The following is a 20,931-nucleotide window of genomic DNA, read 5'->3' as shown; positions in this document are numbered from 1 at the left end:
TCCACCACCTTCCCCCCGCTTCGATCAGCCCGCGCGTTTGAACGGAGCAAGCTCCCCAAGAAACGCTTGTTCCTGTTCGACCGCATGGCGTTCGCGCTTGAGAAAATCGGCCACCGCCCGCCGAAAACCGGGATCGGGGAGGTAATGCGCGGACCAGGTGGGGACGGGGATATAGCCGCGCGCGAGTTTGTGTTCGCCCTGCGCGCCTGCCTCTACCCGCGCCAGACGGCGCGCGATCGCGGCATCGATCGCCTGATAATAACACAGCTCGAAATGAAGGAAGGGGATGTCCTCGGTACATCCCCAATATCGCCCGTAAAGCGCATCGCCGCCCAACAGATTGAGCGCGCCCGCGATCGGGTGCCCATCGCGTTCGGCAAGGATCAGGAGGAGCCTGTCGCCCATCGTCTCGCCGATGTGTGAGAAAAACGGTCGGGTCAGATAGGGCTGGCCCCATTTTCGGGCACCGGTGTCCTGATAGAATATCCAGAACGCGTCCCAATGCGCTTCGGTGATCTCGGCCCCGCTCAGGTGGCGGATGGTCAGGCCATCGACGGCGGCGGCGCGTTCCTTGCGTATCGCCTTGCGCTTGCGGCTGGCAAGCGCGGACAGGAAATCGTCGAACGAGGCGTAGTCGTCGTTCTGCCAATGGAATTGCGTGCCCTGCCGGATCAGCCAGCCCGCCGCTTCGAATGCGGCGATCTGTTCCGGCGCAACGAACGTGGCGTGCGCGGAGGAGAGTCCGGACTGGTCGGTGACCGCCTGGATGGCGCGGATGGCATCGCGGGTCGCGGTATCGGGGTTCGCGGCGGGATCGACAAGGATGCGTGCGCCGGGGACAGGCGTGAACGGGACCGCGACCTGAAGCTTGGGGTAATACTCCCCGCCCGCGTGCTGCCATGCATCGCCCCAACCATGATCGAAGACATATTCGCCCTGGCTGTGGCTTTTGGCGTAGCAGGGGACGACGGCGGTGGGCGCGCCTTCCGGGCCTGTCAGGATCGGCAGGGGTTGCCAGCCGGTGCCGGGGCCGACCGAACCGGACGCTTCGAGTGCGCTCAAAAAAGCGTGGCTGACGAACGGATCGCCGCTGCCCGCGCAGGCATCCCAGCGTTCGGCCGGGACCGAGGTGACGCCTTGGGCGATCTGGGCAGTCAGGTTCGGCTCGTTCACGCCGTCAGATGTAAGCCGATACGCGCGCGATGCCAGTGGTGCCGCACAAGCCGATGCAAAGACGGTAAACGCCGCGCCAGCCATGTCGGGCAAGGCGATCGACAGATTCATCCCCTAATCGACGGCATCGAATGTCGTCGTAGGAGACTGGCGCCATGCTTATCGGATCGATTTTGAACCCTGGTCGCGGACAGACACCGCCCGGACAATCGCAGCCCCAGCCGCAGCCGCAGCCCGCGCCTCCGCCGAGCCAGCCGTCGTCTGCTGCCGAACCTGCGCCAGATCCGGCACCGGTTGCCGCCGAGCCCTCACCCGCTCCCGCATCCTCGCCGCCGCCCGCGTCTTCCGCGCCATCGCCAGCCCCATCGGCAAGCAGTCCTCCCGCCGACGCACAACCGACCTCGGTCGCCGCCGCGCTGCCCGCCAATCCGTCGTCGCGCAGCGATTACCGCGCGATGGGAAGCTGGATCGCGAGCGGATCGGTACCCCCGGTGACGATTGCCGCGACTACCGCGACGGTTACCGGCGATGCAGCGCAGGCGACAGCGCCGACGCGCGATGCGATCCTGCGCGATGCCTGGGGCGCGGTGCTGAGCCAGGCGAACGTCTCACGCGCCGAGGTGATCGACCTGCTGCGCTGAACGCCCGGACTTTAGGGCGCGTCCTCCAGCCCGCCGACCGGGCCGTCCGACCGCTTTCCCGCGACGCTGCCGATCTGGTCGCCCTTGGTCGAACGGAAATGGAGCACCTGCTGCGGGAACGGGATTTCGATGCCGTGTTCCTGGAACTTCACCCATAGCCGGTTGAGGACGTCCGACTTAACATTGCCGACGCCGCCTTCGGGATCGTTGATCCACGCCAGGATTTCGTGTTCCAGCGCATAATCGCCGAACGAGGTCAGCCAGACATTGGGTTTGGGCGAATTCAGCACGCGCGGGCTTTCGTTCGCGGCGTCCAGCATCAATTGCTGGGCGAGCTTGATGTCCGATTCATAGGCCACACCGACGGGAATACGGACGCGGACGTTGCGGTCGGAATAGGACCAGTTTTCCACCTCCTGCGTCATCAGGTTTTCGTTGGGGATCAGATGCTCCTTGCCGTCGCGCGTAATCACGCTGACGGCACGCACCCCGATCTTGTTCACCCATCCGAACTGATCCCCGACGACGATCACGTCGCCCGGCTTGATCGACCGGTCCATGAGGAGGACGATTCCGGCAAACAGATTGCCGACCGTCTTTTGCAGCCCGAAACCGATCGCCAGGCCGAACGCGCCCGAAAACACCGCAAAGGTCGTCAGGTCGAGTCCGAGCAGGTCGATCGCGAAGAAGAACAGGGCGACCAGGATGGTGACGCCCGCCAGTTTCTGGAACAACAGCTTTTGTGTCGCATCGAACCCGCGTGCCTGTTCGATCGAATGCGCGACCAGCCGGTTGGCAAGCCGCGCAATCGCGAACAATGCGATGATGGTGACGAGCAGCGTGACCACGCTCAACAGCGAAATGCGGCGTCGCCCGATGTTGAACCCGACGCTTTCCATCAGCGCGGTGATCTCGCCCAGCCCGCCGATCGCGCCAGACAGGATCGCGACGAAGACGAATGCGGCGATCAATCGCGCCGCCCAGCGCGGCATCGACAGTCCGCGCATCACCTCCAGCAGCAGCATCGCGGTCGCCGCGCCCAGCGAAATGCCGAACCCCAGCGCGGCGAGCGTCTTCCACGGCCAGAGGTAGAACAGGATCGCGAGCAGCAACGCGGCTGTGCCGTGCCGCACGATCGCGCCCATGCGCCCGGCCAGTCCCTCTGCATGGCCGACCCGATCGGTCCAGAATGCGTTGAGCCGGGGTCCGAACCGGCGGCCCGCATACCAACCGGCGGCAAGCGCCAGTAGCGCAAACCCGAGCGCAATCGCCGCTTCGATCAGTTCCGCTGTCGGCGGTATGACGAGCCCGCGTGTGACGAGCCAGGCGTTAAGCTGCTCTAACGGCATGCGGCACGAAACTGTTCGAGGCCGCGGGCAAGGTCGGCGATCAGGTCTTCGGTATCCTCGATGCCGATCTGCAATCGGACCACCGGTCCTTCGGCCTGCCAGTCGGTAACGCTGCGATGGCGCTGCGGATCGACGGGCACCACCAGGCTTTCGTAACCGCCCCAGCTATAGCCGATGCCGAACAGGTCCAGCCCGTCGATCAGCGCGGTGCGCGCCGCGTCTTTGCCGCCGTCGAGGACGAAGGCGAACAGGCCCGCCGCGCCCTTGAAGTCGCGTTCGAACAGGTCGTGACCGGGACAGGTGTCGACCGCGGGATGGAGGACGCGAGCGACGCCTGGTTGCTGCGCCAGCCACCCCGCGATGGCGAGCGCGCTGCGCCCCTGTTCCTTCAATCGCAGCGCCATCGTGCGCAGCCCGCGCGAGCCGAGATAGGCATCGTCGGGCGACACGCATTGGCCCATCTGAAAGCTGGTCTGGCGCAGCGCATCGAACTTGCCGGGTGCGGCGGTGACGGAGCCGAGCATCGCGTCCGAATGGCCGACGACATATTTGGTGCACGCCAGGATCGAATAGTCGATGCCGCGTGTCATCGCCGGAAACAGCAACGGCGTCGCCCAGGTATTGTCGAGCAGGGTGACCAGCCCCTGCGCTTTTGCCACCGCGACGATGGCGGGCACGTCTTGCACCTCGAAGGTCAGGCTACCGGGACTTTCCATATAGATGGCGCGGGTGCGCTCGCCGATCAGGTCGGCGATGCCCGCGCCCACCATCGGATCATAATAACGTGTCGTGATCCCCATCCGCGCGAGCAGCCCGTCGCACAGCCCGCGCGTCGGGTCATAGGTGCTGTCGACCATCAGCAGTTCGTCGCCCGGCGCCAGCACGGTCAGTAGTGCTGCGGCAATCGCTGCGACGCCCGAGGGGTAGAGGAACGTGGCTTCGGCCCCCGGTTCCAGCTCGGTCAGCGCGTCGGCCAGGCTCCACTGGGTCGGGGTGCCGCGCCGCCCGTAGAATAATTTGTGATGCGTATCGGCGCTGCCCCGCGCGCGCATTTCGGCGACGTTATCGTACAGGATGGTGGAAGCGCGCCACACCGGCGGATTGACGATGCCGCCCGTCCATTCCTTGCGCCGCCCCGCCGCGACGACGCGCGTCGCATTGCCCATATTCCGCTTGGCGTCCTCGTTCACGCAGGCCCCTTCGCCTTGGGCACGTCTGCTGCACCCCATTCCGACCAACTGCCGTCATAGAGCGCGGCTTCGTGCCCAAGCAAATGCAATGCGAAGACCAATGTCGCCGCGGTCACCCCGGAGCCGCAGGTGGTGACGATCGGGCGGTGCAGATCGACCCCGGCATCCTCGAATGCCGCGCGCAGTTCCGCGGGCGGCCGCCACTTCCCTTCGGCATCGAACAGCCGTGCATAGGGAAGGTTCAGGCTGCCCGGAATATGGCCCGGCTCCACCCCGGCGCGCGGTTCCGGCTCCTCGCCTGCAAAGCGCGCGGGCGATCGCGCATCGACCATCTGTTCCTCGCCACTCGCCAGATTGGCGAGCATCGCGCTTTTGTCGCGCACCAGTCCGCGATCCGAATGCGCCATGAAAATGCCGGAGGCGGGTGCCGCGTCACCCATCTCCAGCGCGCGTCCTTCGCCACGCCACTGCCCGAGACCGCCATCGAGGATGGCGACGCGCGGCACACCCATCAATCGCATCATCCACCATGCCCGTGCAGACGTGTGCAACGGGCTGTCGTCATAAACGACGACGCGAGTGTCGTTGGAGATGCCGAGCGCGCGCATCGCTTCATTGAATGCATGGTCGCTTGGCAGCATCATCGGCAACGCATCGTCTGCGTCGGTCAGAGCCGCCAGATCAAGGAAACGCGCGCCGGGGATGTGGCCGCTCGCGAAGTCCGTGCGGGGGTTGCGGCCATGTTCGGGCAGGAACCAGCTGGCATCCAGCACGACCAGATCGCTTTCGGTCAGCCGGTCGGCCAGCCACGACGTCGAGATCAGATCGTCCATCCATCGTCTCCTTCGAACGATGCGATCCTGACCGCTTCGTGAGGCCCGGGCAAGCGCGTCAGTCGAGCGATTGCAGAAACCCGCGTGCCTGCTTGATGAGCGCGTTCTGCGTGTCGGCTTCCATCCGATCCCAGTTGCGATAGGGCATCGACAGGCGCGGATTGTCGCCCAGTTTGCCGCGATTGCGCGCCAGAAAATCCCAGTAAAGCGCGTTGAACGGACAGGCATCGGGGCCGACGCGCTGCTTCACGTCGTAGCGGCACGACCGGCAATAATCCGACATCCGGTCGATATAGGCACCCGACGACGCATAGGGTTTGGACCCCAGCAAGCCGCCATCGGCAAACTGGCTCATCCCCAGCGTATTGGGCAGTTCCACCCACTCATAGGCGTCGGCATAGACCTCAAGATACCATAAATGCACCTGATGCGGGTCGGCGCCGATCAGCAGCGCGAAATTGCCGGTGATCATCAGGCGCTGGATGTGATGGGCATAGGCGCGATCGAGCGTCTGGCCGATGGCTTGCGACAGGCAATGCATGTCGGTCTGGCCGGTCCAGTAGAATGCGGGCAAGTCGCGTTTTGCGTTAAGGAAATTGCGCTGGGCATAATCCGGTCCTTCGCGCCAATAGATGCCGCGGACATATTCGCGCCAGCCGATGATCTGGCGGATGAACCCTTCCGCCGAATTGAGCGGCACCCGCCCAGCGCGATATTCGGCCTCGACCTTGCGGCACAGGTCGATCGGGTCGAGCAGTCCCGCGTTGATGTAAGGCGACAGCACCGCGTGCCACAGATAGGGCTCGCCGGTCAGCATCGCGTCCTGATAGGTGCCGAAATCGGGCAGCGCGGATTTCAGGAAATGGCGCTGCGCGCGCATCGCCTCTTCATGCGTCACCGCGAATTCGAACTGGTCGAGGCTGCCGGGATGGTCGGCAAAGCGGTCTGCGACAAGCGCGATCACCTCGCGCGTGATGTCGTCGGACCGGAACGCGATCGGACGCGGCATCAACAGGTCGTTCTGCGCAGGCTTTCGGTTCTCGGCGTCATAGTTCCACTGCCCGCCTTCGGGCTTGTCGCCTGCCATCAGCAGCCCGGTCTTGCGACGCATCTCGCGGTAGAAATACTCCATGCGCAGTTGCTTGCGGTCGGTGGCCCAGGCGTCGAACGAGGCGTGCGAGCAGACGAAGCGGTCGTCCTCGACAATCTCCACCAAGCAATCGAACTTGTCGGCCCAGCCATCGATCGCCGCGCGCACGCGCCATTCGCCGGGCTCGGTGACGCAGATCGTGGCGGGCGCATGGCGCTCTACCGCGCGTGCGACTTCGCCGGTGAAGCTGCCGGCATTGTCGGCATCGTCCAGCCGGACATAATCGACCGTCCAGCCCAGTCCACGCAGCCGATCGGCATGATGGCGCATGGCCGACAGGATGAATGCGATCTTGGCCTTGTGATGGCGGACATAGGTGGCTTCCTCATCCACCTCCATCATCAGTACGACGCTGGTTTCCGGGTTCGCGCCTTTCAGCGATGCGATGTCGGGCGTCAATTGGTCGCCCAGCACCGGGATCAGCGTTTCGACAGAGTGTTTCAATTCCGCCCCAACCTTCCTAAATCGCAGCGCATGACCCCAAAGCATCTCGGCCAGACCAGCGCGCTTCCCGCCACGCCGGAAGAGGCGATCCTCGATTATGTTCCCAATCCGCGCGCAGGGCAGCTTTATTGCGTCCGCTTTTCGGCGCCCGAGTTCACCTCGCTCTGCCCGGTGACCGGCCAGCCCGATTTCGCGCATCTGGTCATCGATTATGCGCCCGGCGACACCATCGTCGAATCCAAATCGCTCAAGCTGTTTCTCGGCGCGTTCCGCAACCATGCCGCCTTCCACGAGGATTGCACGGTCGGCATCGGCCAGCGCCTATTCGACGAGATGAAGCCCAAATGGCTGCGCATCGGTGGCTATTGGTATCCGCGCGGCGGCATTCCGATCGACGTGTTCTGGCAATCGGGTGCGCCGCCCGAAGCGCTGTGGCTGCCCGACCAGGGCGTTCAGAATTATCGCGGGCGGGGATAGCGCGCGCAATTTGGCGCGCCCGGACGTGCACTCGTCGCGAATTTTCTTGCTGCATTGCAACATTAGTGCAACCATCTGTCCTTCAAGCGGTTACTGAGTCGCTGCCTGCCATTTGTGGGCGCATTCTCGCTTTTGCGAAGGGACTGCATATGGCGCATCTTGCGGCTGGATCGTCGTCGATCGACCATATCGCTTTGCTCGGCAATTACCTGCCCCGTAAATGCGGCCTCGCGACCTATACCACCGACACCTATCTGGCGATGAAGGCGCGTTATCCCGATCTGCGGGTCGATGTGTACGCGATGGACGACCATCCGGGGCGCTATGCATATCCGGCCGACGTTACCCGCGCGATTCCCCAGAACGAGCGCACGGCTTATTCCGATGCAGCCCGTGCGATTCAGGAATCGGGTGCCAAGGCGCTGTGGGTCCAGCACGAATACGGCATTTATGGCGGGTCGGCGGGCGATTATCTGCTCGGGTTGCTCGACCGGATCACGCTGCCCGTCATCGTCACGCTGCATACCGTGCTGGAGCGCCCGAGCGCCGAGGAACGCCGGGTGATGGAAGCGCTGCTCCGCCGTGCCGCCAAGGTGATCGTGATGGCAGAGGCCGGGCGTGACATATTGAAGCGCGTCCACGGTGCGAATGATCGCCAGATCGTGATGATCCCGCACGGCGTGCCCGATCGCGCACTGGTCGACCCGGACAGCAAGAAGGCGGCATTCGGCTGGGAAGGGCGCTCGGTCGTCCTTACCTTCGGTTTGCTCGCGCCCAATAAGGGGATCGAGACGCTGATCGACGCGCTGCCCAAGGTCGTGGCGCAGCATCCCGACACGCTTTACGTCGTGCTGGGCGCAACTCACCCCAACTTGGTCGCGCATGAAGGCGAAGCGTATCGCGACGGCCTGACCCAGCGGGCGACGGCACTCGGCCTTGGCGACAATATCGAGTTCATCGACAAGTTCGCCGAAGCCGACGAGCTGCTCGATTATCTCGATGCCGCCGACATCTATGTGACGCCCTATACCAACCCGGCGCAGATCACCTCGGGCACGCTGTCCTATGCGGTCGCATCGGGCAAGCCGGTGGTGTCGACGCCCTATATTCACGCAACCGAAATCCTGAATGACGACCATGGCCGGCTCGTCGCCTTCGGCGACAGTCAGGGCTTTGCCCGCGAGATTGCGACGCTGTTGAGCGATGACGTGGCACGTAGCGCGCTGGCGGCGCGGGCCTATGCGCGTGGACGGTCGATGATCTGGTCGCGGCTTGCCGAACACGCGATGGACGAGATCGCAGGCGCAATTGCCGCCAAGCCGCGCCGCCTGGTGCAGCCAACGGTCGCCAAGGCCGCGCCCAAGGTGCTTGCCGCCGATTTCCAGGCTGTCGAACGCATGAGCGACGCGACGGGCATGCTCCAGCACGGTATCTACTCGGTGCCGGACCGTCGCCATGGCTATTGCATCGACGACAATGCCCGCGCGCTGATTTTGGCGAGCCGCATCGCCGATCTCGACGCTGCTGCCCGCGACAAATGGACGACGATCTACGCGTCCTTCATCCAGCACGCCTGGAACCCCGATACCCGTGCATTCCGCAATTTCATGGCGTTCGACCGGAGTTGGTGCGAGGATACGGGGTCCGAGGATTCGAATGGGCGTACGTTGTGGGCGCTGGGCGTCACCGCCAACGAGGCCCCGCAGCGCAAGCACCGCGAATGGGCGACCGCCCTGTTCGACCAGACCGCGCACATCGCGCTCGATTTCGGCAGCCCGCGGGCGCAGGCGTTCGCCATCCTGGGTGCCGCATCGATCGATGCCGCGCGCCCCGGTCACGGCCTTGCCCGCAACCTGATGTCGCGGTTCGGCGACCAGTTGCTGACCCTGCTCGACGCCGCGCGCCGTCCGGAATGGAAATGGTTCGAAATCGTGCTCGCCTACGACAATGCGCGGTTGCCTGAAGCGCTGCTGCGCGCGGGCGTCGCCCTGGGTCGCGACGACCTGATCGCGTGCGGGATCGAGACGCTGGAATGGATCGTCACGCGCCAGACCTCGCCCGACGGTCATTTCCGTGCGGTCGGCACCGAAAGCTTCGGTCGCGAATTTGCCGAACCGCTGCCGTTCGATCAGCAGCCTCTGGAAGCGCAGGCGACGATCGATGCGTGCGCCGCGGCGTTCGAGGCGACGGACGACCGCCGCTGGGTGGATGAGGCGATGCGTGCCTATCGCTGGTATCTCGGCGCGAACGAACTCGATCTGCCATTGTCGAGTGGTGCCGATGGCGGCTGTTATGACGGGCTGATGCCCACCGGCGTTAACCGCAATCAGGGTGCCGAATCGATTTTGGCGCTGCAATTGGCGTCCTGCGCGATTTCCGCCCTTTCAAAGCAGGTGCCAACCGTGGCACAGCCAGAGCGTCGCGCGACCGCCTGAACCGGCCCGTGCGCAACCGTAACTGATTGCGCGAAGCCGGGGGTTGCCGATGATCGATCTGTCCCATCACAGCCTGAGGCTGCACGCGGACCCCTCGCGCGTGGTGGTGCGGCCCTTTCATATTGCGTGGCAAGCCAATGGCAGCGGGGAGAGCCGCAGCGAACGGCTGGTCCGCGAAGTGCTGGAAATGTCGCCCGGTCAGGCCGCCAAGCAATTGAAAGCGGTGCTGCGCGATTTCGAGGCGCGGCATTGGCAGACGCGGCGGGTGTTCATGACCCGTTATGACGAGATTGCCGGGCTGCTCTCGCTCGAAGACGATATTTCCGACGAAAAACGCCAGTTGATCGGTGCCTATTTCTGCCACGAATATAGCTATGCCGCCGCCGCGCTGATGAACCCGAGCGCGGTGCCGCATCACGACCAGACGGGCATGCCCAAGGGCTCGCTTCGCATCATCATGTCGCTGCGCGCGGTTGGCGAAGGGCATATTTCTTCGGTTGCGTTCCGCGAAGGCATCATCACCGACAAGGGCCAGTTGCGGCTGGCGCCTGACGCGCCGTTCGCGACGACCTGCGATTTTCACGGCGACGAACGCACCGCGCCCGAGGGCGAAGTGACGATCCAGCGCCACCGCGATTCGACGCTGTCGGGCATGGTCATCTTTCCGATCACCAAGCAGCAGTCGAACGGGCTGGAAGATCTGCGTTTGGTCCGGTTCGATCATGGCGACGGCGATTACGAATGGCTGGGCACCTATACCGCCTATAACGGCTTCGGCATCCAGTCCGAATTGATGCGGACGCGCGATTTTCGCGATTTCGATCTGGTGCCGATGACCGGCAGCGCCGCGCGCAACAAGGGCATGGCGCTGTTCCCGCGCAAGATCGGCGGGCAATATATGACGATCGGGCGGCAGGACGGCGAAAACCTATTCCTGATCAAATCCGACAGCCTGACGCATTGGGATGAAGGCGAGAAATTGCTCGAGCCCGAATATCCGTGGGAATTGGTCCAGATCGGCAATTGCGGCCCGCCGATCGAGCTGGACGAAGGCTGGCTGTTGCTGACTCACGGCGTCGGCGCGATGCGGAAATATTCGATCGGCGCGGTGCTGCTCGACAAGCACGACCCGTCCAAGGTGATCGGCCGGACTAAACAGCCGATCCTCGAAGCCGCGCGTCAGGACCGCGAGGGATATGTCCCCAACGTCGTCTATTCGTGCGGCGCGATCCGGCACGGGGATATTTTGTTCATCCCCTACGGCGTCGCGGATTCGTCGGTGGCGTTCGCGTTCTTGAAGATCGGGTCGTTGTTGGCGGCGATGTGAGGCGATTGAAGATCGCTGAATCAAGCTCCTCTGCGCGGATGTCGGCTTTTCATCGTCAGTGAATTACAAAATCACTTCGCATCGTGATTTCGGTCTTCCCCGCGGTATTCTCACCGAGTGTCACGACCCAAATCTGTCGTTCACGATCCGCGCTGGCGAGTCGAAACGTGGGGGATTGCCATTCGCCGTCTTTCGGCCCCGTCGCTTGTCGTATCCGGGTTGTGCGTCCGTTGGCTTGGCGATCTTCTGAGATCGTCCTGTACGCCATCGGATAATCGATGGCGGAAAGCTGCGCGATGTCGAGTTCGGCAAAAAAACGTCTCGGTTCTTTGCTACAGTCGGCGATGAGGGGATCCGATGCGCAGGTGATCCGGAAGTCGATCGGAGCGTCGGCGCTCGCCGCATCGATCAGCCGAGCAAGTTCCCGCGCTACGTCGAAATCGACGGCGCGGCGTGCCTCGGATGACTGGAAGAACATCTTTTGCCCGTCACAGCGCTGCCGAGTGGCCTCGTGTGGGTGGGTAAGGGCGAAACCATCCACGCTGTGCAGGCGACGCGCATCGACCGGCATGGCATCGGTCGCGCCGGGCTTACCAGCTTCGATATTGAAGAAGCTCCTGTGATGCGTGCGTCGACGACATAAATCGACCGCATAAGGCTGTGCCGCTTCCTTCCAATAGCCGCTCCATGATCCCGGTGCGCCATGCGGGGTCCGCGCGACGGCTCCCTCGACGATCAGCGGCACAACGCTTGGCGGAAGCAGACGCGCGCGGAGTTCCGGGGTGTCGCCGCCCCGTAATTCGCCCAGCGTGACGCGCTCCTGAACCGACGTGGCGGCCATCGACGGCAAGCCTAAACCGGTTAGTGCGATGAGAGCGATCCGTAGCCTCACCCTCTGAACAACCCGCCAAGCACCCCGCGCAGCAGCTTGCCGCCAAGCCCGCCGCTCTTGCCTCCGCCGAACACCGCCTTGCTCAATTCGTTGGCGACATGACGACTGACGGTGGTCGTTGCGGTGCGGGTGGCGCTTTTCTTGGCGCGTTCCCACGGCGAGTTGGCGGCTTCGCGTTCGTCGGCGCGTTGCTGGCGTTCGGCTTCGCGTGCGGCGGCGATGCGCTGACGTTCGGTTTCCTTGGCGATGCGCGCGTCTTCCTTCGCCTGGATCGCGGCGGCCTTGTCGGCTTCGGCTTGGGCCTTTTCGGCGGTTGCCGCGGCCTGCGCTTCGGCGCGCTTGGCGGTGAGGATTTCTTCGGCCGATTCGCGGTCAATGGCCTCGTCATATTTGCTGCCCACCGCATCGGTCACTGTCAGCACGCCGCGCTCCTGACGGGTCAGCGTACCGACGCGCGAGGCGGGCGGGCGGATCAGTGTGCGCTCGACGGGGGAGGGCGCTCCGTCGGGCTGGAGCAGCGAGACCAGCGCCTCGCCGACCTTCAGCTCGGTAATCGCGGTTGCAACATCGATGTTCGGATTGGCGCGGAAGGTTTCGGCGGCGGATTTGACCGCTTTCTGGTCGCGCGGGGTGAAGGCACGCAGCGCGTGCTGAACGCGGTTGCCGAGTTGGCCTGCGACCGTCTCGGGAATATCGATCGGGTTCTGCGTGACGAAATAGACGCCGACGCCCTTCGAGCGGATCAGGCGCACGACCTGCTCGATCTTGTCGATCAGCGCAGGCGGCGCTTCGTCGAACAGCAGATGCGCTTCGTCGAAGAAGAAGACGAGCTTGGGCTTGTCGGGGTCGCCGACCTCGGGAAGCGTTTCAAAGAGTTCGCTCAGGAGCCACAGCAGAAACGTCGCGTAGAGGCGCGGAGACGCCATCAGCTTGTCGGCGGCCAGGATGTTGACCACGCCGCGGCCATTCTCGTCGGTCTTGATGAAGTCGGCGAGTTCCAGCGCGGGTTCGCCGAAGAAATGATCGCCGCCCTGGGCACGCAGTTGGAGCAATTGTCGCTGGATCGCACCGACGCTCGCCTTGGTCACATTGCCGTATTGGACGCCGATCTGGTCGGCATTTTCGGCACAGTGGACCAACATCGCTTGCAAATCGTCGAGGTCGAGCAGCAACAGCCCCTGATCGTCGGCGATGGTGAAGGCGATCGTCAGCACGCCTTCCTGCGTGTCGTTCAGGCTCATCAGGCGCGACAGCAGCAGCGGCCCCATTTCGGAAACCGTGGCACGCACCGGATGGCCCTGTTCGCCGAACAAGTCCCAATATTGCACCGGGCAGGCGGCATATGCCCAGTCGGTCATGCCGATCTCGGCTGCGCGCGCGGCGAATGGTTCATGCGTTTTGGCGGTTGGGGAGCCCGCCATGCCCAGTCCGGCGAGATCGCCCTTCACGTCCGCCACGAACACAGGGACGCCCGCGTTGCAGAACCCCTCGGCAAGTCCCTGAAGCGTCACCGTCTTGCCGGTGCCGGTCGCACCCGCGATCAGCCCGTGGCGATTGGCGCGTTTGAGGGCGAGTTCCTGAGGCTGGCCGCCGCCCAGGCCGATATAGATGCCGGTATCGCTCATGCGTCTTCTCCCCGCCCGCCGTGACTCGGCGCCGAGCCTAGAACGAAAAACGGCGCGCGTCAGTATCCCGACGCGCGCCGATATTTCGACACGTAAGGCTGCTTATTGCGCGGCCAGTTCCACCGAAACGAACCGGCTGACCGCACGGGTCTGCACATAGAGCAGCACGCTGTCGCGGTTGGCGGCGCGCGTCTGTGTCACCACCCGCGCCAGATCGGCAGGCGTGGCGACTGGCGTGCGGTTGGCCGAGGTGATGACCAGCCCGCGGGTCAGACCCTTTTGCGCCGCATCGCTCGACGGGTCGACCGCAAGGATGACGACGCCGCGGGTATCCTGCGCAACGCCGATGCTACGCGCGATCTGCGGGGTCAGCGCCTGAACGCTCAGACCGAGCGATGCGGTTGCGCTGGCCTGATCATCGGACGGCCGGCCGGGCATCGGCTGCTCTGCATTCGGGTCGAATTCGGTCGCGGCCATCTCTTCTGCCGAAGGCCGCTCCGCCACGCGGACACGAACCGTCTGGCGACGACCGTCGCGGATTAACTCGACCGGAATGGTCGTGCCGGGCGCGACATTGGCGACCAGATAGCTGAGCGACTGATCCGGGGTCACGTCCTGATTGTTGACGCGCACCACCACGTCGCCCTGACGAATACCAGCCGCCGCTGCGGGCTGGCCGGGCTGAACGCTGGAGATGACTTCACCGCGATCACGCGGCAGGTTCGACGGCAGATTAAGGCCTTGTGCCAGATCGGGTGTCAGCGGCTGGATCCCGACGCCCAGATAGCCGCGCTGCACCGTCTCACCGCTGCGCAGCGTTTCGATGATCGAACGCGCCTCGTCCGCGGGGATCGCGAAACCGATGCCGACATTGCCGCCAGTCGGCGAATAGATCTGCGAATTGATGCCGATCACATTGCCGCTCAGGTCGAACAACGGTCCGCCCGAATTGCCCATGTTGATCGATGCGTCGGTTTGAATGAAGCGGTCGAACGATCCGACGCCGGTGATGCGTTGTACCGACGAAATGATGCCTGCGGTCACGGTGCCGCCCAGTCCGAACGGGTTGCCGATCGCGACCACCCAGTCGCCGGCGCGCGCATTCGCCGATCCGCCAAGCCGGACGAAGGGCAGGTCGTTGCCCTCCACCTTCAAAACCGCGAGATCGGATTCGACGTCGCGGCCGACCAGGCGAGCGGTCATTTCGCGACCATCGGTCATCGTCACCTTGATCGATTCGACGACCGCGTTGCGCGTGCCAGCCGACACAACGTGATTGTTGGTGACGATATAGCCGTCGTTGGAGATCAGGAAGCCCGAGCCCAGCGAATTGCCGCGACGCTGAACCGGTTGCCCGCTGCCGCCGCGATTGCCGAAAAAGCCCTCGAACGGCGTACCCGCAAATGGGTTGTTCTGCTGAACGGTGACGCGCTGTTCGGTCGAGATGTTGACGACCGCGGGCTGCAATTTGGCGACCAGGTCGGCAAAGCTTCCCGGCGCACCGGCGCGGGGCGCGCTGGCCGTGGTCATCCCGTCATTCTGGGCGGTCTGTGCACCGAGCGGCGATTGCAACGCCATCGTCGCGGCAGCGCCGCCGACGAGCAGGGCAGAGGTGATCGCATAAGCGTATCGCACTTAGGTCTTCCTTCCTAACTATGTCTCGGCCCCGATGGGCCGGGCGGATCGCCGCCATTCATCCCTTTTCGATGCTGAACGCCGTTTGAATATGAACGTTGCGTCAGCTTCGCGTTACCGCCCCCCGGCGCGGAACTGCTGGAGATAGGCATTGTCGGGCGCCAGCACGAATGCCGTTTCGCCCGACGTGCCGTCGCCGCGATCGTTAAAGGTGTAGCGATAGGACTGCATCGCCCGCCAGAAATTGTAGAATTCAGCATCCTTGCCAAAGCTTGCGGCATAGATTTGCGCAGCCTGTGCATCGGCCTCGGCGCGGATGATCTGCGCCTGGCGCTCGCCCTGAGCGCGGATCGTCAACGCTTCCTGACCACGCGCGGTCCGCATCCGCTCAAGCGCCGAATCGAGCGGACTGCCTGACGGCAAGCCCGCCTGCTTGATCCGCACATCGACGATATCGACGCCGTACTGACGCGCGACATTTTGCAAGCCGGTCTGGATATTGTCCATCACCTGACCGCGCTCGGGGCTGAGCAGTGCGGCAAAGGGCCGTCGCCCGAGTTCGTTGCGCAGCGCCGATCCCAGGATTGGGCGCAGGGCGTCGATCACGCCCTGTTCGCTGCGCGCGGTGGTGACCATGCGCAGCGGATCGACCACGCGGAACCGGGCAAACGCGTCGACCTCCAGCCGCAACTGGTCGATCGACAGCACTTGCTGGTTCTCAAGCTCGATATCGAGGACGCGCTTGTCGACCCAAACGATGCGTTCGATCAACGGATAGCGCGCGATCAGGCCCGCGCCGGTATTCCCGAACGCTTCGCCCTCGCGGTAGCGGTTGACCGTCCCGACCGGCTGTTCGAAGCGCAGGATCACGCCTTGGCGAGTCTCTGGCACGATCGACAATGACATCGACAGGATGATCGCGGCGAACACCGCGATGATCGCCAGCACCATCGGATTTTTCAGCGACCAGCTCATTGTGCGGCTCCCGTCGCGGCTTGCGGTTGCGGTGCGGGCTGCGCCTGCTGGCCACGTACCGCGGGCAGCGGCAGATAGGGGGTGACGCCGGGCGTCTCGACGATCGTCTTGTTCGACTTGGCCAGGATTTCTTCCATCGTCTCGTAATAGATACGCTGGCGGGTGACCGCTGGGGCCAGGCGATATTGCTCGTAGATCTGGTCGAACGACGCGGCATCGCCCTGCGACCGGGCGATGATCTGCTGCGCATAGGCGCGCGCCTGATTGAGGTTGGCCTGGGCCGCCTGCTGCGACGCGGTCACCGCCTTGAACGCTTCATCCACCGCTGCCGGGGGATTGGCAGTGCGGATGGCGACGCCCTGAATCTGGATGCCCGAATTATATTCGTCGAGCATTTGCTGCGCGAATTGCTGAACGCGTACTTCGGTCGCCGACCGGCCCGCGCCGATGATTTCGTCCAGCGTTACGCTGGCGACTGCGGCGCGCATCGAACTTTCGGCGACGGCGCGCACGGTCGATTCTGGATTGGCGATCTGGAACAGATAGCTTTCCGGATCGGCAATGTTCCAGCGCATCGAATAGGCGAGGTCGACGATGTTCTGATCGCCGGTCAGTACCAGATTCTCACCGCCACCTTGCGGGAAATCCTCGTTGCGGATGCCGGTCACATCGACGACCCGCACGGTGTTGAACGGGGCTGGCAGGGTGAAGTGGATGCCGGGATTGAGGGTCCGCGAATATTTGCCGAGCGACGATACGACAGCGCGCTCCTGCGGACCGACGCGGTGGAACATGGTGAAGGCCAGGAACGCCGCAAGCACCGCCAGCGCACCGAAAATCCACACTTTTTTGCCGCCGGGTGCTTCGAAGCCGCCACCGCCGAAACCACCGCCACCGCCGCCATTTCCGCGCGTGCGCTTCAGGAAATCTTCGAGCGAGGTGGCGTTGCCGCCGCGACCGCGCTTCCCCTCGGGCGGGAACTGCCATGGATTGCGCGGGCCACCCTCGTCGCCCCCGCCTGAGCCTCCGTTGCCGCCGCTGCCCCATGGGCCTTTGGCATTATCGTTCCGCAGCACGCTGGCGCGTGCGATCCACCCCGAGAAAATCGACATGAGCCCTTTATAGGGGTCCGCGCGGCGATTTACAGGGGCAACACGCGGTTTGTTGGGAAGGCGCGTACGGATGAGCTGTGCTTCTGCGAAAGCAGGAGTCGTGGCAGCGAGGGAAACGTCACTGGCCAACGCTCCTGCTTTCGCAGGAGCACGCTTTTGCGAGGCAAGGCTTTCAGATTGCGTCATCCCCGCATTCTCAAACCGGCTTCTAGCGCCTATGTCCCCGCACATGACCGATACCGCTGCCATGAACGCCCTGCTTGCCCCCGTCGCCGCCGGTCGTGCCGCCGCGCGCGTTAAGGAAGGGGTGGCGAGCATCATGCTCGACGTGACCGGCTTGCCCGAGGGTGCGCGAGAGGCGCTGGAAACGGACGTGCGGCACGCGGCGGAAACCGCGCCCGGCATTGCCACTGTGCGGGTCGTCCAGACATCGAACCGCACCCGCCGCCGCCTGATCGCGGTGGCCAGCGGGAAGGGCGGGGTGGGGAAATCCACCGTGTCCGCCAACCTCGCGATCGCGCTGGCCAGGGCGGGGCGAAAAGTCGGACTGGTCGATGCCGATATCTATGGCCCGTCGCAGCCTACCTTGTTCGGCGTGGCGGGCAGCAAAGCGCAGGCGCGCGAGAAGCAATTGCTGCCGGTTGCCACCCCTTACGGCGTGCCGATTCTGTCGATGGGGCAACTCGCGGCACCCGAAAAGGCGCTGGCGTGGCGCGGGCCGATGGCCTCTGGTGCGCTGGGCCAGTTGGTCGATGCCGATTGGGGCGACGCCGATACGCTGGTTCTCGATCTGCCGCCCGGCACGGGCGATGTGCAACTGACGATGGTGCAGAAGCATAAGCCGAGCGGCGCGGTGATCGTCTCCACCCCACAGGATCTGGCGCTGATCGACGCGCGCCGGGCGATCGACCTGTTCAATACCGCGGGCGTGCCGATCATCGGCTTGGTCGAGAATATGGCGGGCTACGCCTGCCCGCATTGCGGCGAGGTGTCGGACCCGTTTGGTCAGGGCGGCGCGGAGGCGGCGGCGGTGCAACTGGGCGTGCCGTTCCTGGGACGCATCCCGCTCAGCATCGGTATCCGCACTGCGTCCGATGCGGGCACGCCGCCCGCCTTCGGGAACGGCGCGGACGCGGCGGCGTTCATGGATGTGGCCGGGCGCGTGAACGACTGGCTGCAACACCAGCCGGAGTAAGCTCATGCCGATCACCAGCGACGCCGAGATCAAGAAACTGCTCGAATCGGCAAAGATGATCGCGATGGTCGGCGCCTCCGACCGCCCCGAGCGCGCATCGAACGGTGTAATGGAATATCTGCAGGGTCGCGGCTACCGCGTGATCCCGGTCAATCCGCAGATCACCGGCGAGCATCTCCACGGCGAATTCGTGTTCCGCGAACTTAGCCAGATCGGTGAGCCCATCGATATCGTCGATATCTTTCGTAACTCCGAAGCCGCCGCTGATGCCGTCGATCAGGCGATCGATATCGGCGCGAAGGCGGTGTGGATGCAGCTCGGCGTCGTCAACGAGGTGGCCGCCGCGCGCGCCGAGGCGGCAGGACTGAAGGTGGTAATGGACCGCTGTCCTAAGATCGAAATTCCGCGGCTGGGAGTGGATCGGCGCAACGGTTGATTCCTAACAGCGGTGATGTACAACTAAGATATCGACTGTCCGGGTTTCTGTTTGGTTCCGCTCAAAGGGATAAACCGAATGATCATTTCTGCATTGTTGGCTGCCCAGGCAATATCCGGGCTGAGTACAGTCGCCCCTCGTGACGAGCGCCTTACTTTTGTTTTCGCACGCGGCGCGCGAGCAAACCCGAAAGTGCTCGGGCTGTCGACTGAACAGACTGAATGGTCGCGACAGGGCTTCTACGATGTCGTCGAACAGTGCGGTGGCCAGAAATTGACGGTCGTGCGCAGAAATACATATCGCGTGGTCGTGACCGGCGACAGCAACGCCGACGATCTGAAGGTCGCGCGTTGCGTTCAACAATCAACGTCTGCCGGGTTCTCGGTAGGGGTGCGCGGAAAGGGCATGGTCCCGACGGGGTTGGACCAGACACCCTTTCACGAATTATGGGACGCAGGGGCTTAGATCCCGCGCGCTGACCGGGTTCAGGGTTCGGCGTTTGCCCTGTCTTAATCCCGCAGCAACTCGTTGATGCTGGTTTTGCTGCGCGTCTGTTCGTCCACGCGCTTGACGATCACCGCGCAGTAGAGCGCAGGCTTGGCCCCCCCTGATTCATCGGTGCCACCACCGATGTTGCCGGGCACCACCACCGCATAGGGCGGGACTTCCCCGCGAAACACTTCGCCGGTCGCGCGGTCGATAATCTTGGTCGATGCGCCCAGATACACGCCCATCGACAGCACCGCGCCTTCGCCGACGCGCACGCCCTCGGCGACCTCGGCCCGCGCGCCGATGAACGCGCCGTCGCCGATGATGACCGGGTCGGCCTGCAGTGGCTCCAGCACGCCGCCGATGCCTGCACCGCCCGACAAGTGAACGTTCTTGCCGATCTGAGCGCAGCTACCGACCGTCGCCCAGGTGTCGACCATCGTGCCTTCGCCGACATAGGCGCCGATATTGACGAAGCTGGGCATCAGCACCGCGCCCTTGCCCACGAATGCGCCGCGGCGGACGATGCTGCCGGGCACCGCGCGAAAGCCTGCGGTGCGGAAGCGCTGTTCGCGCCAGCCGTCGAATTTGGACGGCACCTTGTCGAACCAGTTGGACAGGCCCGGCCCGTCGATCAGGACATTGTCATTGAGGCGGAACGACAACAGCACCGCTTTCTTCAGCCACTGATTGACCGTCCAGCCGCCATTGTCATCGGGTTGCGCGACCCGTGCTTCGCCAGAGTCGAGCTGTTCGAGCGCGGTGTTCACCGCATCGCGGACCGCACCCGATGTCGCGAAGCTGATCGTGGCGCGGTCTTCCCAAGCGGCATCGATGACGGAAATCAGGTCGCTGGACATGTGTCCTCCAATAGGTTTTCGAGCCAGTGCCCGATATCGTGCGTGGTAAAGTCGATGAAATCGCGCGCCGCGTCGGGGGCTTGTTCCGAACCGTTGTCGACCCACACCGTGGTCATCCCGATCGCCTTTGCAGGCGCCAGGTTGCGCGCCATGTCCTCGACGAACAGGCTTTCGCGCGGGTCGAGGTCGTGGGTGTCGCACAGGCTGGCATAGGCGGCAGCCATCGGCTTGCACTGGTAATCAACGGCATGGATGTCGTGGATCGCCTCGAAACTGTCCTGCAATCCCAGCCGCTCGAGCACCTTCAGTGCATAAGGTGCACTGCCATTGGTGAAGACCAGTTTGCGCCCCGGCAGTCGCGCGATCGCATCGGCAAGTGCGACATTGGCTTGCAACGCCGACATGTCGATGTCGTGGACATAGTCCAGAAACGCGTGCGGATCGATGTCGTGTTCGGCCATCAGCCCGGCCAGCGTCGTGCCGTGTTCGAAAAAATATGCTTTCTGGATACGCTGCGCTTCGGTCGTTTCGCATCCGATCAGATCGGCCACGAAGCTGCCCATTCGTTTGTCGATATGGGTAAACAGACCCGCCGACGCCGGGTACAGCGTGTTGTCGAGATCGAAAATCCAGTTGCGGATATGCGAAAGCTGGGCAAGCATGATGGCTTGAGCCTTTAGGCATGGCGCTTGC

At 64.0% G+C, this 20,931-nt stretch carries 19 protein-coding genes; 7 read left to right on the top strand and 12 right to left on the bottom strand.

What is annotated here, in order from left to right; translation table 11 throughout:
- Positions 1-24: 24 nt before the first annotated feature.
- Positions 25-1,284: a GNAT family N-acetyltransferase gene (locus ENHY17A_RS03360; protein ID WP_443018283.1), complete on the bottom strand. Its 1,260-nt coding sequence runs from the start codon at positions 1,282-1,284 to the stop codon at positions 25-27.
- A 44-nt stretch (positions 1,285-1,328) separates the two neighbouring features.
- Here ENHY17A_RS03360 and ENHY17A_RS03355 point away from each other — a divergent pair, with 44 nt between their 5' ends.
- The gene (locus tag ENHY17A_RS03355; RefSeq protein ID WP_159710066.1) at positions 1,329-1,814 is read left to right on the top strand and encodes a hypothetical protein; all 486 of its coding nucleotides are present in this window, start codon (positions 1,329-1,331) and stop codon (positions 1,812-1,814) included.
- An 11-nt stretch (positions 1,815-1,825) separates the two neighbouring features.
- Here ENHY17A_RS03355 and ENHY17A_RS03350 read toward each other — a convergent pair whose 3' ends face one another.
- The 4 genes from ENHY17A_RS03350 to ENHY17A_RS03335 are packed head-to-tail and all read right to left on the bottom strand — an operon-like array spanning position 1,826 to position 6,780.
- Positions 1,826-3,163 carry a mechanosensitive ion channel family protein gene (locus ENHY17A_RS03350; protein ID WP_159710064.1) on the bottom strand — a complete coding sequence of 446 codons (1,338 nt, stop codon included), beginning with the start codon at positions 3,161-3,163 and terminating at the stop codon, positions 1,826-1,828.
- Positions 3,154-4,329 (bottom strand): cystathionine beta-lyase, encoded by a 1,176-nt coding sequence (gene metC / locus ENHY17A_RS03345; RefSeq protein ID WP_236548010.1) that lies wholly within the window; start codon positions 4,327-4,329, stop codon positions 3,154-3,156. The genes ENHY17A_RS03350 and metC overlap by 10 nt, the downstream gene beginning before the upstream one ends.
- Before the next feature lie 20 nt (positions 4,330-4,349).
- The gene (sseA, locus tag ENHY17A_RS03340) at positions 4,350-5,186 is read right to left on the bottom strand and encodes a 3-mercaptopyruvate sulfurtransferase (protein WP_159710060.1); all 837 of its coding nucleotides are present in this window, start codon (positions 5,184-5,186) and stop codon (positions 4,350-4,352) included.
- 58 nt (positions 5,187-5,244) lie between these two features.
- Positions 5,245-6,780: a cryptochrome/photolyase family protein gene (locus tag ENHY17A_RS03335; protein WP_236547724.1), complete on the bottom strand. Its 1,536-nt coding sequence runs from the start codon at positions 6,778-6,780 to the stop codon at positions 5,245-5,247.
- 30 nt (positions 6,781-6,810) lie between these two features.
- On the opposite strand from ENHY17A_RS03335, the gene queF reads away from it, so the two are divergent.
- The 3 genes from queF (at position 6,811) to ENHY17A_RS03320 (ending at position 11,019) form a co-directional block, all read left to right on the top strand.
- Positions 6,811-7,257 (top strand): preQ(1) synthase, encoded by a 447-nt coding sequence (gene queF / locus ENHY17A_RS03330; RefSeq protein ID WP_159710056.1) that lies wholly within the window; start codon positions 6,811-6,813, stop codon positions 7,255-7,257.
- Between the two features lie 149 nt (positions 7,258-7,406).
- Positions 7,407-9,692, top strand: a complete 2,286-nt coding sequence (locus ENHY17A_RS03325; protein WP_159710054.1) for a glycosyltransferase family 4 protein — start codon at positions 7,407-7,409, stop codon at positions 9,690-9,692.
- A 49-nt stretch (positions 9,693-9,741) separates the two neighbouring features.
- A complete protein-coding gene (locus tag ENHY17A_RS03320) occupies positions 9,742-11,019 on the top strand; it encodes a glycoside hydrolase family 130 protein (protein ID WP_159710052.1) in 1,278 nt (425 codons plus the stop codon).
- 55 nt (positions 11,020-11,074) lie between these two features.
- On the opposite strand, the gene ENHY17A_RS03315 is transcribed toward ENHY17A_RS03320, so the two are convergent.
- The 5 genes from ENHY17A_RS03315 to hflK form a co-directional block, all read right to left on the bottom strand.
- Positions 11,075-11,764 carry a hypothetical protein gene (locus ENHY17A_RS03315; protein ID WP_236547723.1) on the bottom strand — a complete coding sequence of 230 codons (690 nt, stop codon included), beginning with the start codon at positions 11,762-11,764 and terminating at the stop codon, positions 11,075-11,077.
- 143 nt (positions 11,765-11,907) lie between these two features.
- Complete coding sequence (locus ENHY17A_RS03310) at positions 11,908-13,536, bottom strand: helicase HerA-like domain-containing protein (protein ID WP_159710048.1); 1,629 nt, start codon at positions 13,534-13,536, stop codon at positions 11,908-11,910.
- Positions 13,537-13,638: 102 nt separating this feature from the next.
- Entirely contained in the window at positions 13,639-15,171 is a 1,533-nt protein-coding gene (locus tag ENHY17A_RS03305; RefSeq protein ID WP_159710046.1) for a Do family serine endopeptidase, read from the bottom strand.
- Positions 15,172-15,285: 114 nt separating this feature from the next.
- Complete coding sequence (gene hflC, locus ENHY17A_RS03300) at positions 15,286-16,146, bottom strand: protease modulator HflC (protein ID WP_159710044.1); 861 nt, start codon at positions 16,144-16,146, stop codon at positions 15,286-15,288.
- Complete coding sequence (hflK, locus tag ENHY17A_RS03295; RefSeq protein WP_159710042.1) at positions 16,143-17,258, bottom strand: protease modulator HflK; 1,116 nt, start codon at positions 17,256-17,258, stop codon at positions 16,143-16,145. The genes hflC and hflK overlap by 4 nt, the downstream gene beginning before the upstream one ends.
- Before the next feature lie 229 nt (positions 17,259-17,487).
- On the opposite strand from hflK, the gene ENHY17A_RS03290 reads away from it, so the two are divergent.
- The 3 genes from ENHY17A_RS03290 (at position 17,488) to ENHY17A_RS03280 (ending at position 19,354) form a co-directional block, all read left to right on the top strand.
- A complete protein-coding gene (locus ENHY17A_RS03290; protein ID WP_201296331.1) occupies positions 17,488-18,453 on the top strand; it encodes an Mrp/NBP35 family ATP-binding protein in 966 nt (321 codons plus the stop codon).
- A 4-nt stretch (positions 18,454-18,457) separates the two neighbouring features.
- Entirely contained in the window at positions 18,458-18,889 is a 432-nt protein-coding gene (locus tag ENHY17A_RS03285; protein WP_159710040.1) for a CoA-binding protein, read from the top strand.
- 78 nt (positions 18,890-18,967) lie between these two features.
- Positions 18,968-19,354 (top strand): hypothetical protein, encoded by a 387-nt coding sequence (locus tag ENHY17A_RS03280; RefSeq protein WP_159710038.1) that lies wholly within the window; start codon positions 18,968-18,970, stop codon positions 19,352-19,354.
- Between the two features lie 44 nt (positions 19,355-19,398).
- Here the strand turns inward: ENHY17A_RS03280 and dapD are convergent, their stop codons facing one another.
- Together dapD and ENHY17A_RS03270 are read right to left on the bottom strand one after the other, a co-directional pair.
- On the bottom strand, positions 19,399-20,238 hold the full coding sequence (dapD, locus tag ENHY17A_RS03275) for a 2,3,4,5-tetrahydropyridine-2,6-dicarboxylate N-succinyltransferase (RefSeq protein ID WP_159710036.1): 840 nt from the start codon (positions 20,236-20,238) through the stop codon (positions 19,399-19,401).
- On the bottom strand, positions 20,223-20,900 hold the full coding sequence (locus ENHY17A_RS03270; protein ID WP_159710034.1) for a pyrimidine 5'-nucleotidase: 678 nt from the start codon (positions 20,898-20,900) through the stop codon (positions 20,223-20,225). The genes dapD and ENHY17A_RS03270 overlap by 16 nt, the downstream gene beginning before the upstream one ends.
- Positions 20,901-20,931: the final 31 nt, after the last annotated feature.

It is taken from the genome of Sphingomonas sp. AX6 (genome assembly GCF_902506605.1).
Lineage (GTDB): Bacteria > Pseudomonadota > Alphaproteobacteria > Sphingomonadales > Sphingomonadaceae > Sphingomonas.
The sequence above is the reverse complement of the archived record's forward strand: the minus strand, read 5'-3'. Positions and strand labels throughout refer to the sequence as shown.